Source organism: Deltaproteobacteria bacterium (genome assembly GCA_020845895.1).
GTDB lineage: Bacteria > Lernaellota > Lernaellaia > JACKCT01 > JACKCT01 > JADLEX01.
On the sequence record JADLEX010000110.1, the window covers coordinates 39,096 to 55,558 of the forward strand.

A 16,463-nucleotide genomic window follows, 5' to 3' on the forward strand; every position below is an offset into this window, starting at 1 on the left:
GTCCCGGATTGAACCTCGTCCATTTCGGCGTTTCCCAAAGCGTCGCCCTGTCAGGGACGGCACCGTGCCCCACCCCTTCAAGCTCTTGCTCTTCGACCTCGACGGAACGCTGATGCTCTCGGGCGGAGCCGGAAGCCGCGCCATCGACACGGTCTTCGTCCGGCATTTCGGTGTGGCCAATGCGTTCGATGGCATTCAACCGCACGGCATGACCGACCCGATGATCTTTCGCGAGCTGTTCGAGCGGCATGGTCTGGAGATTTCCGACGAAGCAGGAACGATCGCCCAGCTTGCCGAGGAGTATCGACGCGAGCTATCGATCGAGATGCCGGTTTCAAAGCAAGCACACCTGATGCCCGGCGTGGTGCCTTTGCTCGAACGCCTCGCGGCCGCGCCCGGCGTGGTCATGGGGCTTCTGACGGGCAACTTCGAACCGACCGCGCGCATCAAGCTCACACGGTTCGACCTCAATCGCTTTTTTCCGTTCGGGGCATTTTCGACCGACAGCGCGAATCGCTCCGACCTGCCGCCCGTGGCCATTCGCCGCGCCGAGGAGCACGTCGGCCGGCTGATCGGTCGAGGGCCGCACGTTTATGTCATCGGCGATACGCCGATGGACGTGCGCTGCGCGCTCGACAACGGCGTCACGTCGGTCGGCGTCGCAACCACGAAATTCACGGTGGACGATCTACGCCAAGCGGGAGCGCACATCGTGCTCGACAGTTTTGCCGATACCGAAATGGCATTGAACGCCCTGGGAGTGCCCTCATGAACGCCGCCGACGCCCTGCGCCTGCTCGACCTGCTTCGCGAAACGGGAGAGATCGACGAAACGACGCACGCCAACGCGCACCGCTGGCTGACGCACCCGGAATACAAGGCGTACCGCGAGGATGTCGCCGCGATGCTGCGTCCCACGGCGCTCATCGACGCGTTCTACACCACGATCCCGTTCGGCACGGGTGGTCGGCGCGGCACGGTGGGCGTCGGTACAAACCGCATGAACGAACGGACCATCGCCGAATCGGCACAGGGACTCGCGCAATACATTTTCGACGCCGACCCCAAGGGCGCTCTGGCCAAACGCGGCGTGGTGATCGCCTACGACGTGCGGACTCATTCGAAAATGTTCTGCGAGATCGCCGCTTCGGTGCTCGCGGGAAACGGCGTGCGCGTGTACCTGTTCGACGGTCCGCGCTCGACGCCGGAACTCTCGTTCGCGATTCGTCATCTGAAATGCGCGTCGGGCGTCGTCATCACGGCGAGCCACAACCCGCCGACCGACAACGGTTTCAAGGCGTACTGGTCCGACGGCGGACAAGTCGTCGCGCCGCACGACAAGGGAATTCTCGACCGCGTGATGACCGTGACCGCGATCCGCAAGATGCCCATCGCGAAGGCGAAGGCGGCGGGGTTGGTGCGTCTTGTCGGCAAGGAAGTCGACGACGCATATCTCGCCCGATTCCCCAAGGACTTGTGGCTCTCGGATGAGCGCGCCGTGAAGATCGTGTACACCCCGCTGCACGGCACCGGCGTGACGATCGTCCCCGCCGCGCTGCGCGCCATGGGGTTCTCCGACGTCATCATGCCGCGTGAGCAGACCCGCATGGACGGCGGATTTCCCACCGTGCCGAAGAACTATCCCAATCCCGAGGAACCCGCGGCGATGGGCGAGGCGGTGAAACTCGCGAAGCAAATCCGCGCCGACATCGTGCTGGCGACGGACCCCGACGCCGATCGGCTCGGTGTGTTCGCGCCGGATGCGAACGGCGAATTCCGCTACGTCACCGGCAATCAGATGGGCGCGGCGCTGTGCCTCTTCACGCTCGCATGCCTGCGCGAACGCAAGTCCATGCCGAAAAAGCCTTTCGTCCTCACGACGCTCGTCTCGACGCAGCTCGTGCGCGCGATCTGCGAAAAGTTCCGCGTGCGTGTCACCGACGATCTGCTCGTCGGATTCAAGTTCATGGCCGACATCCTGCGCGAGTCCGAAGCGAAGGGCGAACACGAAAACTTCGTGTACGGCTTCGAGGAATCGATCGGGTTCCTGCGCGGCACCTTCGTGCGCGACAAGGATTCCGCGGCGGCCGCCGTCACGTGCGCGCAGATGATGGCGCGCCTCGTCGCCGAGGGTCGCACGTTTTGGGACTACCTCGATCAGCTCGCCGTCGAATTCGGATTCTTCGCTGAAGATCAGTTCTCGGTGTTTTTGCACGGAGCGGACGGCATGAACCGCATGGGTCGCATCATGGCCACTCTTCGCACGAATCCGCCGAAAAACGTCGCTGGGCTTCGCGTTCACCGCGTGATCGACCGCAAGTCGAACACGTCGCGCGACACGGCGACGGGCGCCGTGAAAAAAATCAAGGGCTTCACCGGAGACGTGATGCAACTGTGGTTCGACGAGGCGGGAAGAACACGGCTCACCGTGCGGCCGTCGGGCACCGAACCGAAGATCAAGCACTACGCGGCCGCGCACGAGCCCGTGAACGGCGACGCGGATCTGGCGCGCGCGAAAAAGGCGGGCTCGGCTCGCGTGAAATCGATCATGGACGCCATGCGAAAGATCGACGACTCGATCGAATAGCGCGTGGCCATTTGGCATTTATCCGGGTTTTGCGGAGGTGGAGCGTGAAGAGGGATCTCGAACGACTTTCCCAGAAAACGTATGACCTGCTCGTCATCGGCGGCGGCATCACCGGCGCGGCGACCGCGCACGACGCGGCCCTGCGTGGGCTTTCGGTCGCGCTCGTCGAGCGCCGCGACTTCGGTTCGGCGACCAGCGCGGCGACGAGCAAGCTCGTCCACGGCGGTCTGCGTTATCTGCGTACGCTCGAAGTGAGTCTGGTGCGCGAATCGCTGCGCGAGCGGCGGATTCTCGAATACATCGCGCCGCACCTCGTCGCCCCGATTCCGTTCATGGTGCCGTGCTATCGCCATGGGGCGTCGAACCTGACGATGCTCACCGCGGGCATGATGCTCTACGACCGCCTGTCTTTCGACAAGGCGCGACTCGATGACATCGATCGCAAGGTGCCGCGCTGGAACCGTCTGTCACGCGGCGAAGCGCAGGTGCGCGAGCCCGACCTCAAGGGCGACAACCTCACGGGCGCGGTCGTGTATCACGACTGCCAGATGATGAGTCCAGATCGCCTGACTTGGGAGTTCGTCGAAGGCGCGATGGAAAACGGCGCCGAGGTGGCCAATTACGCCGAGGTCGTCTCGCTGCGCACCGCGAACAAGACGGTCGAAGGCGCGGTCGTGCGCGACGCGCTCACCGGACGCGAGTTCGAGATTTCCGCACGCATGACGATTAACGCTGCCGGGCCATGGGCCGACTTCGTCACGCAGATGCTCGGGAAGGGACACGAGAAGCGGCTTGTGCGCAGCCAAGGTATTCACATGATCACTCGCCCACTGGCGAAGCATCACGCGCTCGTGCTCACCACCAAAGCGGGCCGCGTGTTTTTCATCATCCCGTGGCGCGGACGCAGCCTGATCGGAACCACCGACACCCGCTATGAAGGACACCCCGACGAATACCGCGTGACACGCACGGGGCTCGAGACCTTCATCGGCGAGGTCAACGAAGCCCTGCCCTCCGCGAATTTGACCATCGACGACGTGGAGTGGAGCTACGGCGGACTGCGGCCGATCGTCGAGAACGACACGGCGCTGCGCGACGTGAATAAGGCGTCGCGCAAGTACGAAATCTACGATCATCAAAAAGAAAACCGGCTCGGCGGCATGCTCACGGTCGTCGGCGGCAAATACACCACCAGCCGCGCCCTCGCGGAGCGCCTGACCGAGATCGCCTGCACGCACCTGAACATGCCCCGACCGTCGCGCACGACCGCCGGCCATATCCTGCCGGGCGGACGGATCGGATCATGGGCCGGCGCGAAAACGCGCATCATGCGCGATTACGACGTCCACTCCGATCACGCCGCGATCCTGCTCGCGCATTACGGATCGCGAACGCTGAAGTTCCTCGCCGAGGCGAAAGCCAACCCCGAACTCGCCGCGACCATCGACGAGACCAAGCCCGAAACGCTGGCCGTGATCGAGATGGCGGTGAACGACGAGATGGCTTTGCATCTCGACGACGTCCTCTTTCGCCGGACGGGCCTCGCCACGATGGGCCGCGTTCCCGATGCGTCCGTGGACCTCGTGGCCGATCACATGGCGGGGCTCCTCGGTTGGAATGCGGAACAGCGTGCCGCCGAGGTCGCTGGTGTCCGCGCGAAACTCCAGTCACGGGGTTTCGACGAAGCCTGATCCGAAAGACATTGCGTATTCGTCACCATTCCGACGAATTCGGTGCGCCACCGCTTGACGACAAAACGCGGGGCGCATATACTCGCGCTATTCTTGACTAACCCAATAGAGATAGTCGGGATTAAGAGATGACCGCATCCCCGTTGAAGGCCGCGAAAAACCAGTTGGCGGAACGCATCGCGCCGGACCTGTGCGCCCTCGTCGGCCGCACGCCTCTGGTGCGCCTCGACCGCTTTGCGGCAGACGTGCCGGGCGAAATCGTGGCCAAGCTCGAATCGTTCAACCCTGGCGGCAGCGTCAAGGATCGCATCGGACTCGCGATGATCGAGGCCGCGGAACGCGACGGTCATCTGAAACCGGGCGGCGTGATCGTCGAGCCGACCTCCGGCAATACCGGGATCGCGTTGGCTTGGGTCGCCGCGGTCAAGGGATACCGCCTTATGCTGACCATGCCTGAGACGATGAGTATCGAACGGCGCAAGATCCTGCAGGCGCTCGGGGCAGAGATCGTGCTCACGCCCGGCACCGAAGGCATGAAGGGCGCGATCGCGCAGGCCGAGCGGCTTGTCGCGCGGCTGCCCGGAGCATACATGCCGCAGCAGTTCCAGAATCCCGCGAATCCCGAGGTCCACCGGCGCACCACCGCCGAGGAGATCTGGGAAGACGTGGGCGGGCGCATCGGCTGGTTCGTGGCGGGCGTCGGTACCGGGGGAACGGTTTCCGGCACGGGCCAGATTCTGAAACGCCGCAATCCCGCTCTGCGCGTCGTGGCTGTGGAGCCTTCGACGTCCCCCGTTCTGTCCGGCGGAGCGCCGGGCCCCCACATGATTCAGGGAATCGGCGCGGGATTTGTCCCCGACGTGTACGACGGCGGAATCGTGGACGAGATCATCCAGATCACGAACGATCAGGCGATGGAAACCGCGCGGCGACTCGCGAAGACCGAGGGGCTGCTCTGCGGCATTTCGTCTGGCGCGGCGGCGGCGGCGGCGTACCAAATCGCCTCTCGCCCCGAGACAGAGGGACGGCGAATCGTCGTCATCATCCCCGACACGGGTGAGCGTTACCTGTCCACTCCCATCTACTTTGAAGACTGATTCGACTCGGAATTTCCATGCCTCGAAAGCTCGAATTCATCCGGCGCAGTGAGATCGAGGAGATCAAGGACGCGGGTCTGACCCTCGACTGGGACGAGATCGCGAGAAAAGGAAAGATCTCGGCCGAGGAAGTGCAGATCGCCAAATGGTACGGCGTATATACGAGCCGTCAGGAAGGCAACCACATGGCGCGCGTGGTGATTCCCGGCGGGCAACACACGTCGCGACAGATCCGCTCCATCGCCGACATCGCCGAAAAGTACGCCCAGGGCTACGTCAACGTGACGACGCGCCAATCGATTCAGCTGCACTGGCTCAAGCTTTACGCCATCCCCGATTTTCTGCGCGAGCTTCGGGACGGCGGTCTCACGACGTTTCATGGATGCGGCGACGTCACGCGAAACGTCGCCGCCTGCCCCATGGCTTCTGTCTGCCCGCATCGGCGCATCGACGTCCTGCCGTTGGCACAGGAAACCGCGCGCGCCCTCTCGGCCTGTCGCGATCTCGACAATCTGCCGCGCAAATTCAAGGTCTCGTTTTCGGGTTGCGGCGCGGCGTGCGGCCAGCCGCACATCAACTGCGTCGGCAATATCGCGATTCAGCGCACACGTCCCGATGGGACCGAAGAAACCGGCTTCCGCGTTAAAATCGGCGGCGGCATGGGCTGGAAGGCGTTTGTGGCGCAGGAGGCGTTCAGCTTCGTTCCCGGCGATCAGATCGTCGCGGTCACTCGCGCGATCGGCATCCTGTTCCGCGACCACGGCGACCGCTTCAATCGCGCGACATCGCGCCTGAAATTCGTGGTCAAGCGTTACGGTATCGAAAAGTGCCGCGAACTGCTGCTCGGCATCCTGCGCGAAGAGGGCGTCGACACGAGCCGGCTCGAATTTGCCCCGGTCGAGGACTCGGGTCCCGCATGGCCGGCGCGTCCGCTCACCGAGCCCGATCCCGTCGGCACCGACGGCCTCGCCGTCGTGCGCGCCCAGTGCCGCAAAGGCGAAGTCACGCACCACCAGCTTCGCCGGCTCGCCGAACTCTCCGAAATTTACGCCGACAAGTTCGTTTACACGACGAACCGGCAGAATATCGAACTGCACGGCGTGCGTACGGACAGAGCGGATGAGGTCAAGTCCGAGATCGTGAAACTCGGACTCGCGACCGACGGGTTTTACGGCCTGCGCGACGTGGTGACGTGCGTCGGCACCACATACTGCCCCCTCGCCGTCACGCGCACGCACCAACTCTACGACCTGCTGCAAAGCGTCGTGCAGTTGCCGAAATACGCCGCGATCCGCGACGCCGTGCTCGTCAACATCACGGGTTGCCCCAATTCCTGCTCGCCGTTTCGCATCTCCGACATCGGCTTTCGCGGCATGCGCATCCGCGAACGCCGAGGCAGCGTCGAGGGGTACGAGATGCGCGTGGGCGGCGAGGAACACCGCTTCGGTCGCGTCATCGGCGAATTCAAGATGGCCGACTGCGTGCTCGCGACGGCCCGCGTGCTCGACCGGTTTCTCGAATTGCGCGAGGGCGACGAGACCCTCGCGCAGTGCGTCGAACGGGTCGGGGCGACGCCGTTTCGCGCGGTGGTCACCCAACTGGCCGAAGGTTACGAGCCCGCGCCCGCGCTGCTCGAAAATTCGATCTATTCGGGTGACGCCGAATCGGAAAAAGACTTCGACATCGTGGCCAAGGACGTGCCGTGCCAGGCGGCATGCCCCGCGAAGACGAACGTGCCTGAGTATATTAACAAGATCGCCGAGGGCGATCATGACGGCGCTTATCTCATCAATCAGGAAGACAACGTGTTTCCCGGCGTGCTCGGGCGCATCTGCACGCGGCCCTGCGAAAGCGCTTGCCGCTATCAGTGGACGAGCACCGAGAACGCGGTCACGATCTGCCACCTCAAGCGCTCCGCGGCCGACCGCAAAACGGGCGAGGCGAAACCCCTGCCCGCGTGGTACGGCGAAACCGGGCGTCGTGTGGCGGTGATTGGCGGCGGACCTGCGGGACTCACCGCCGCGCGCAACCTGAAGCGATACGGTCACGACGTCACGGTCTTCGAGCGCGAGGCGTCCCTCGGCGGCATGATGACCATGGGGATTCCCACCTTCCGACTGCCGCGCAACGTGGTTTCCGATGAGGTGAACGCGATCACGAATTCCGGTGTCCATGTCCGCACCGGCGAGCACGTCGATCGCGAACGGCTGCGAAAACTCACGGGTGAGTTCGACGCGGTGCTCGTCGCCGCCGGGGCCATCAAGCCGCAACGCACGCCCATCGAAGGCCTGCCCGACGACCTCGCCGTGCCCGGTCTCGATTTCATGCGCGCGTACAACCTCGACAATCCGATTGCGGTGGAGCCCGACGTGTTGGTCATCGGCGGCGGATTCACGGCGGTGGACTGCGTGCGCGCGGCCCGGCGTCTGCTCGGCGCGCGGGGACGCGTGTCGATGATGTACCGCCGCAACGAAGAGAACATGTCGGCGAATACCGACGAACTTGCGCAGATCCGCGCCGAGGACATCGACATCCACACGCTGGTCACGCCCGTCGCCGCGAGGCTCGTCAACGGCGCGCTCGCGGGGGTGGTGTTCCGCCGCAACGTGCTCGCGCGCGACCGGGACGGTTCGGGCAAGCCGCGCATGATCGAAGTGGCGGGCAGCGACTCCGAGGTTCCGTGCCGCACGCTGATCCTCGCGATCGGGCAAAGCCGAACAATGGAGATCTTGCCGGACGGCGTGACGATCACCGAAGCCGGGCGCACCACGCACCCGAAGATCTTCGTCGCGGGCGACTTTCACACGGGCAGCCTGGATGTGATCCACGCCGTCGCCGACGGCAAGGCGCTCGCCGACGCGATCGACGAGGATCTGACGGGAGAAAAGCGCCTTGCACGCAAGGTCGCCATCGAGCTCGTGGCCGACCAGATTCTCGGCACGGGCCGCGTGCGCGACATGGATCTGCTGCCCGCGCCGCACATGCCGGTCATCCCCGTCGCGGCGCGCGGCGGCAACGCCGAAGTGGAGACCGGTTTTGACGAAAGCCAGACGCAGCTCGCCGCGCACCGGTGCTATCTGTGCAACCACAAGTACGAGATCGATCAGGACCGGTGCATCCACTGCGACTGGTGCATCAAGGTCATGCCGCGCAACTGCATCCACCGCGTGAGCTACCTGTTCGAGAACCATCGCGGCATCGCAGAGGAATACGTGGACACCCCCATGCCTCGCGACGGCACCTACATCTGGATCGACAGCGACGAGTGCATCCGCTGCGGCGCGTGCCTGCGCGTGTGCCCGACCGAGGCCATCACGGTGCGCAAGACCGATGTCGTTCAGAAAACGGCGGCCCGCGTGCAGTTTCTGCCCGGTCGCGCCGTCGCCGCGCCCACGCGCGACTGAGCCCCGGACGAGCGCGCGGGGCTCTTGCCTCGGCGTGCCGCCCCCGCGAGAATCCTTCACGAATCTCGGATCCACGCCTCGCTGGAGGACCGCGTGAAACTTGTGCTCGCCTTGATTGTGTTTGCGTCAGTCCTCTGCCTTGGATTGGCTGTCGCTCCCGCGATCGAGCGTCGCGCGCGCGCACGCGAATTGGGCATCATGATCGGCCAGATGTCGCCCGGTCCGCTCAACGCGATCACCGATGTCTCCGGCGTGCTCGTCGGCCATCGCACGCTGATCGAGGGCGACGATCTCCGCACCGGCGTCACCGTGGTGCTGCCGCACGGCGGCAATCTGTTTCAGGAGAAGGTTCCCGCCGGAGTTTTCGCGGCCAACGGGTTCGGAAAGATGGCGGGGTTCACGCAGATCGACGAGATCGGCGCGATCGAAACGCCGATTGCGCTCACCAACACGCTCTCGATTCACGCGGCCATGGAAGGCATCATCCGCCACACGCTGGCGCAGCCCGGCAACGAATCCGCGCCGTCGATCAACGCGGTCGCAGGAGAGTGCAACGACGGACAGCTTTCGGACATTCAGGGTCTTCACGTCACGGCCGATCACGTCATCGACGCGATCCGCGCCGCGAAGAATGGGCCGGTCGAGGAAGGGTGTGTCGGCGGCGGGACCGGAACGCGGGCGCTCGGGTTCAAAGCCGGGATCGGCACGTCATCGCGGGTCGTCGCCAAGCGATTCGGCGCTTACACCGTGGGCGTGCTCGTTCAGGCGAACTTCGGCGGCAATCTGACCGTGGCGGGTGTGCCCGTCGGGGCGGAACTCAAGAAACGTCACTCCGCCGTGCTCGACGACACGGACGTCGAGGCCGGCTCGTGCATGATCGTCGTCGCGACCGATGCCCCGCTCGATGCGGTCTCGCTGCGCCGCCTCGCGGTGCGGGCAATGCTGGGATTCGGTCGCGCGGGCGGAATCTCCACGCACGGCTCCGGCGATTACGTGATCGCGTTTTCCACCGCGCCGGAGTTGCGCATTCGCCACGGCGCGACGCGAACGGGCGGAACCGTCGTGGCGAACGATCACCTCACGCCGCTCTTCGCCGCCGTCGCCGAGGCCACCGAGGAAGCGATCGTGAATTCGATCTTCATGGCCACCGAAATGACAGGCCGCGATGGCCGTACGGTGCGGGCACTTCCGGTGGAGCGCACGCTCGAGATCCTGCGCACGTGGAGAGCGTTGAAGTAGGACGTCCGCGATTTCAGGAAGCCGCGTGCGCGATCGCGCGGCGGCCGAGTTCGAACGCGGCGTCGTTCGTCTCGCGAAATCGCGCCGGCTGCTTTTCACCGAGCGTCGCGCGCATGCCCTCGGTGCCGATCGGCAAACGCCCCAGCGCCGCGAGCGCTCCCATCAGGACCATGTTGACCGCCATCGCCGAACCCGCCTTCGCCGCGAGGCCCGCCGCGTCGATGACATACAGCCCCTCGCACAATGTGCGCAGGGTTTCGAACGCGGATTCGAGATCGGGATACGCGGCCGCGCCGAGCGTGACGGTGAAGGGTATTGTTTTGCGCGAATTCACAAGCACCAACGTCTTTGCCGACATTTTCGAGACCGCGCGCAGCGCCTCGGCCGGCTCGAATGCGACGACGATGTCGGCGTCGCCCGAGCCGATGAGCGGCGACTCGTAGTCGCCGATGAGCACGCTGCTCTCGACCACGCCGCCGCGCTGCGACATGCCGTGCACCTCGGAGACAACGACGCCGAGCCCCGCGTCGAGCGCGGCTTCGCCCAGCAGACGCGAGAACGTCAGGCTGCCCTGCCCGCCGACGCCCGCGATGTAGATCTTCACGCCGCTCATGCGAACGCCTGCCGCGCGTGGATCGCGCCGTTGGGGCACACCTGCACGCACACGCCGCACCCGTCGCACAGCGCGGGATCGATCGCGGCGCGCCCGTCTTTTTCGTAGAACGCCGGGCATCCGAAGTTGTCGAGACAGTTCCGGCACGACGCGCACAGTCCGCACGCTAAGCACCGCCGCGCTTCGACGCGCGCCTCGGTCACCGTGTAAGTCTGCTCGCGCTCGTCGAAGGCCGTCTCACCGCGCAGCGGCGCGCGACGCACCTCGGCCGCACGCTCGGGACGCAGCCCGCGCGGCCGGTAGCGCGGCGCTTCCGCGCTCGGAAGCGGACGCACGGGCTCCGGCAGCACAGGCCGAGCACCATTCGTCAAATATCGATCGATACCCCACGCGGCGCGCTTACCCGCGGCGATGGCCTCGACCACGTTGCGGGGGCCGCTCACCGCGTCACCGCCCGCGAAAACTCCCGTCACCGACGTCGCCCCGTTTTCGGATTCGACCGCGATCCATCCCCGCCGATCGACGCCGACGAGGTCGCTCACCTGGCCGTCGAGACGCTGCCCCACCGCGACGATGACGTGATCGGTTTCCACATCGACGTTCTGACCGTGCATGACCACGGCTCTGCGTCTCCCCGACGAATCCGGTTCCCCAAGTTTCGTCTTTGCGCACGTCAAGCGCTCGACCCGGCCCGTTCCCCGCGCGGACATCGGCGCGAGTTGGAATCGAAACTCGACGCCCTCTTCCACCGCCTCGGCGACCTCGTGCGTATCGGCGGGCAATTCGTCACGACCGCGTCGGTAAATCACGCTCACCGATTGCGCGCCCAGGCGGACCGCCGTGCGTGCCGCGTCGATCGCCGAGTTGCCGCCGCCGATGACCGCGACGCGACGGCCGACCGCTAGGTTTTCGCCGAGTCGGGCGCGGCGAAGGAACGCGAGTCCGTCTTCGACCCCCGCCAGATCTTCGCCGTCGATGCCGAGCCGCGCACCGAACCGCGCGCCGACGCCGAGAAAGATTGCGTCGTAGCCGTCCGACTTCAGCTCGCCGAGCGTCACGTCGATCCCGATGCGCACACCTGTTCGGAACTCGACCCCGAGCAAATGAAACACTTCGAGATCCCGATCGATGACGACGCGCGGCAGACGAAATTCCGGTACGGCCCAACCGGGGATGCCGCCCAGCACGGATTCGGCCTCGAAGACCGTGACGTCGTAGCCGCGCACCCGCAGATCGAACGCGCACGAGAGCCCCGCTGGGCCCGACCCGACAACTGCCACCGCGTGACCCGTCGGAACGATTTTCGCGAGGAGTGAACTCGCGTACAAGGCGCGTTGCTCGCGCGTCTCCCGATCGGAGACGTAGCGCTTGAGACGATTGATCTCGATGCGGTCGCCGTGGTCGCCGTACACGCACGGCACCTCGCACGGGCGCTCGCAGATGCGCCCGAGCATGCCCGGCAACGCGACGCGCTGGCGGATGAGTTCCATCGCCTTGTCGTCCTCGCCCGCGGCGATGCGATTCACGTATCCCTGCACGCAAATCCCCGCCGGGCATGTCTCCTGGCACGGCGCCTGTTCCATCTTCGGTGACGGCTCGGCGAGAACCCCGACCAGCGTATCGGCCTCCGAGGTGATCCGCCGAGTCGCCCGCGCGCGCTCCGATTCCGGCGACGCGGGCATCCCGCAGGCGAGGCCGCAACCCTCGCGGCCGCACGCGCGGCACAGATCGGCATCGACCTCGTATTTCGTCGCCGGCCTCGCGATGCCGAGTTCCTTACGCGCATAGAGCGGGCACGGACTGCGCGCGATGACGACGCGAAGGCCCTCTTTCGACTTGATCTCCTCGATCGCACGGAGCGACGCGCCGAAATCGCCCGGATCGATCACGCACAGATGATCGACGCCGGCGGCGCGAATGAGGTCGTCCATCATCACGTCGCGCGAACCCACCGCGTCGGTTTGCGCACCCGGGTGCGGCTGGTGGCCGGTCATACCGGTCGTGCCGTTGTCCATCACGACCAGAAGGAACGAGCGGCGGTTGTGCACCGCATTCACCAAGCCCGCGACGCCGGAGTGAAAGAACGTGGAATCGCCGATGAACGCGACGACGGGTTGATCGGATACGGAGGAGAGTCCCGATGCCTTGGTGATCGACGAACCCATGCACAGGCAGAAATCGCCCATGGAGAGCGGCGGCGCGAACCCCAGCGTGTAGCAACCGATGTCGGTCATGTAGACCGCGCCTTCGCCCATCGCGGTGCGCACGAGCAGATAGGTGGAGCGATGTGGGCAGGCGGCGCACAGGATCGGCGGGCGCGGCGGCGCGGGCGGTATAGCGACGTCCGGGAGCGGTTTCGCATCGATCGGCATGTCGCCCAGCGCGGCGCGGATCGCGTCTCGAACACCGTCGGGATCGAATTCGCCGAGGCGCGAGAAATGCGCCGAACCTTTTCCGAGGACGCGGATCGAGAGACGCTCGTCACACGCGATAGCCTTGAGATCGTTTTCGAGAATCGGTTCGAGTTCCTCCGCGACGAGCACGGTCTCGAAACGCCTCAGAAATTCCGCGCATCGTGCGCGCGGCAGGGGGTGCGTCGTCGCGACCTTCAACACGCTGACGCGCGATTCGAGGTCGCAGCCCCGAACGATATCGTGCACGTAGCACGCGGCGACGCCGGTGGTGACAATCCCCAGTTCGCGCCCGTACCCGTACTCGAGGTGCAGCGGCGAATTCGCAAGTTCGGCGTCGGCCTTCGCGAGTTGGCGTAGCAGTACCGGATGCCGCCGGCGCGCGTTGGCCGGCACCATGACGAATCGCGCGGGGTCGCGGATGAACTCTCCGCGCGCGATGGCTTTCATCCGTTCGCCGATCGCGATCGGAGCCCGGGTGTGGCTGACGCGCGTGGTGGTCCGCAGGATGACGGGCAGCTCGACACGCTCCGACAACTCGAACGCCAGACGCGTCATGGCGTATGCCTCTGCGGGAGTCGCCGGTTCCAGCATGGGCAGGCTCGCCATGCGCGCGAAGTAACGATTGTCCTGCTCGTTCTGGCTGGAGTGGCAGCCGGGATCGTCGGCACTCACGAGTACGAGGCCGCCGCGCACGCCGATGTACGCGAGCGTGAGCAGCGGATCGGCGGCGACATTGACGCCGACATGTTTCATGGCCACCAGCGCGCGCACGCCCGCGGACGCCGCGGCCGCCGCGACTTCGAGCGCCACCTTTTCGTTTGCCGAATACTCGAAGACGACGCCCGCTTCAGCGGCCAGATCGCTGAAGGTGTCGCCGATTTCCGAGGACGGCGTACCCGGGTACGTCGAGACGAAACCGACACCGGCTTCGAGCGCGCCGCGAACGATGGCTTCGTTGCCGAGCAGGAGGAGTCGCCGACCGGGTTCGGTCGAAAGGAGTGCGTGAGCCACGAAAATCACCCAAGGAAAATCTACAAAGGCGGTCGATGCCGCCCGATCACTCTACGTAGCCACGCGCGGCCGTGTCAAACAATTTTCGCGGGTCTGGTGACGCGCTTATCGGGCTTGTGCAGGTCGAGGACCTTCGCGGAGGTCGGCGGCTGGTGGTAGGGCAGCATCGGAACGGACTGCATCAGCGCGACGAAGATGTCGACCATCGCCGGGTCGAACTGCGTACCGGACTTGAGGCGCAATTCGGTGAAGGCCTCGTCTTTGCCCACCGCCCGATGGTAGGGACGGTCGCTGGTCATGGCGTCATAGGCGTCCACCACCGCCAGAATGCGGCACTCCTGGGGAATCGACTCTCCGGCAAGGGCTTTGGGATACCCCTCGCCATTCCAGAATTCGTGATGATGCAGAACCAGATCGGCGATGTGGCGCAGTTCCTTGGAACGCAGGGCGATGTTGTAGCCGATGATGACGTGCTCGCGCATTTTCGGCAGCTCCTCACTGGTGAGCTTGCCGGGCTTGAACAGAATTTCGTCGGGCACGCCGACCTTGCCCAGATCGTGCATGCGGGCGAGCAGAATGAGATTGCGCTTCTTCTGATCGTCGAGATTCATCCGCTCGGCCATCATCGAGCACATGACCACGAGCCGCTCGATGTGCGAACTGGTATTGCGGTCGCGTTCAGCCAACGCCGACATGAGGATATCCACGAGACGGCTCTTGGTGCTCGTGGCCTGCGTGAGCTTGTAGCTGTACATCTTGTCGTCGGCTCGCTGAAAAATCTCGTAGATCGACTCGCGCCGATCGGGGAACGAACTGGCGACACCGAGCGACAGGCTGATGGTCAGATTCGGGCGCCCGCGATTGTACTCGGCCACCGCGCGTTTGATCTCCTCACCCTTCTCCACCGCGGTCAGCCAGTCCACGCCCGGCAGGATGACGGCGAATTCGTCGCCGCCCACGCGCGAGACGATGTCGCTGCCCGAGAATGCCGAGGTGAGGATTTTCGCCGTCGAAACGAGCACCTCGTCGCCGGATCGGTGACCGTAGGAGTCGTTGACGGTCTTCAGGCCGTCCACGTCGATCGCGATGACGCTGACCGGTTTGATCGTCTCCATGTCGCGATCGATGATCGCCATTTCCTTGTCGAAGAACGACCGGTTGCGAAGGCCCGTGAGTTCGTCGTGATAGCTCATGTGCCGGAACCGCCGTTCGCTCTCACGCAATTCGTTTTCGATGCGCTGGCGCTCGGTCATGTCATGAAAGATGCCGAGCACTACCTTTCGCCCGTCGAGCACGCTCACGCCCGCGCTGATGGCGACCGAGACGACCGATCCGTCTGAGCGCTGGATCGTGGAATCGACATCCTGCGTGATCTCCCCGCGCGAGATGGCCTTGAACAGGTAACGGTAACGTTCGCGGTCGGGTTCGGCGTGGAGCACGGTCTGATTGCGTCCGACGAGGTCCGTCGCGCTCTTGCCGAGCAGGCGCTCGGCCTTGCGGTTGATGTCGAGAATCGTTCCGGATTCGGCGTCGGCAACGACGATGGCGTCGCTCGCGCTCTCCATCAGGGTTCGGTATCGGTCTTCCGACGCGGTGAGTGCCTGACGGGCCTGCTGGCGTTCCGTCACGTCGATTCCCGTGCCGATGATGTATTCGATCCGTTCGTCCTCGCCGCGCAACACGGTGTTCGTCCATTCGATCAGTCGCAGCTCGCCGGACTTCGTACGCCAATGATTCGCCGCGACGCCCTGAGTGCGCCCGGAGAACAACTTGGCGACGCCGCGCCGAACGCGCTCGACCTCGGAATCGATTAGCAGGTGGTCCCAGAGGTACTTGCCATAGACATCCGCGGCCTTGTACCCGGTCACGCGCTCGGCAGCTCCGTTGAAACGCACGATGCGCGACTCGCGATCGAGGACCACGACGAGCGCGGCGGACGTGTCGAGAACTGTCGTGACGAAGTTGCGCTCGGCGGTGAGTTCGCGTTCCGATCGCTGCATGGCGCGGAACATCGGCCGGATCGACGACAATCCTGAAATCATGAGAACCGTGATGAACAGTCCGACGATCTCGCCGGTCCACATGACGGGTGTCGTGACGCCGTCGTAAAGGACGGAAGACAACACGAGCGATCGACGCACGGCCATCAGCGAAACGGAGCAGGCGATCAGCACCCACGCCGGCCAGACGCCCGTTTGTCGGATGAGGCGCAGGGCTATCACGGCAGCGAGAAACTGCAGGATGATCGAGATCGTCAGAAGCGCAACCAAGCCGTCAAATCCCCTCGATCAACGGTTCGGTGACTCCCTTGGCCCCGGGGGCGTTGGCTGGCCCGGTGCCGGCCTTTTCCCGCAAACGATTACTTTGAGATCAAATCATTTTGGACATTAGCACACCACAATTCGTCG

Annotated in this window: 9 protein-coding genes; 6 read left to right on the forward strand and 3 right to left on the reverse strand. The window is 64.9% G+C overall.

The features are described 5' to 3' along the window. Positions 1-64 precede the first annotated feature (64 nt). The 6 genes from IT350_15090 (at position 65) to IT350_15115 (ending at position 10,017) form a co-directional block, all read left to right on the forward strand. On the forward strand, positions 65-772 hold the full coding sequence (locus IT350_15090; GenBank protein MCC6159374.1) for a haloacid dehalogenase-like hydrolase: 708 nt from the start codon (positions 65-67) through the stop codon (positions 770-772). Further along, entirely contained in the window at positions 769-2,586 is a 1,818-nt protein-coding gene (locus IT350_15095) for a phospho-sugar mutase (protein MCC6159375.1), read from the forward strand. The genes IT350_15090 and IT350_15095 overlap by 4 nt, the downstream gene beginning before the upstream one ends. A gap of 44 nt (positions 2,587-2,630) precedes the next feature. Next, a complete protein-coding gene (locus IT350_15100) occupies positions 2,631-4,277 on the forward strand; it encodes a glycerol-3-phosphate dehydrogenase/oxidase (protein ID MCC6159376.1) in 1,647 nt (548 codons plus the stop codon). Positions 4,278-4,405: 128 nt separating this feature from the next. Further along, complete coding sequence (gene cysK / locus IT350_15105) at positions 4,406-5,374, forward strand: cysteine synthase A (protein MCC6159377.1); 969 nt, start codon at positions 4,406-4,408, stop codon at positions 5,372-5,374. A gap of 17 nt (positions 5,375-5,391) precedes the next feature. After that, positions 5,392-8,778 carry an FAD-dependent oxidoreductase gene (locus tag IT350_15110; GenBank protein ID MCC6159378.1) on the forward strand — a complete coding sequence of 1,129 codons (3,387 nt, stop codon included), beginning with the start codon at positions 5,392-5,394 and terminating at the stop codon, positions 8,776-8,778. 198 nt (positions 8,779-8,976) lie between these two features. Next, the gene (locus tag IT350_15115; GenBank protein ID MCC6159379.1) at positions 8,977-10,017 is read left to right on the forward strand and encodes a P1 family peptidase; all 1,041 of its coding nucleotides are present in this window, start codon (positions 8,977-8,979) and stop codon (positions 10,015-10,017) included. Positions 10,018-10,030: 13 nt separating this feature from the next. Here IT350_15115 and IT350_15120 read toward each other — a convergent pair whose 3' ends face one another. The 3 genes from IT350_15120 to IT350_15130 form a co-directional block, all read right to left on the reverse strand. Further along, positions 10,031-10,630 carry an indolepyruvate oxidoreductase subunit beta gene (locus tag IT350_15120; protein ID MCC6159380.1) on the reverse strand — a complete coding sequence of 200 codons (600 nt, stop codon included), beginning with the start codon at positions 10,628-10,630 and terminating at the stop codon, positions 10,031-10,033. Next, positions 10,627-14,055: an indolepyruvate ferredoxin oxidoreductase subunit alpha gene (gene iorA / locus IT350_15125; protein ID MCC6159381.1), complete on the reverse strand. Its 3,429-nt coding sequence runs from the start codon at positions 14,053-14,055 to the stop codon at positions 10,627-10,629. Before iorA ends, IT350_15120 begins: the two co-directional genes overlap by 4 nt. A gap of 74 nt (positions 14,056-14,129) precedes the next feature. Then, positions 14,130-16,325 carry a PAS domain S-box protein gene (locus IT350_15130; protein ID MCC6159382.1) on the reverse strand — a complete coding sequence of 732 codons (2,196 nt, stop codon included), beginning with the start codon at positions 16,323-16,325 and terminating at the stop codon, positions 14,130-14,132. Positions 16,326-16,463 lie beyond the last annotated feature (138 nt).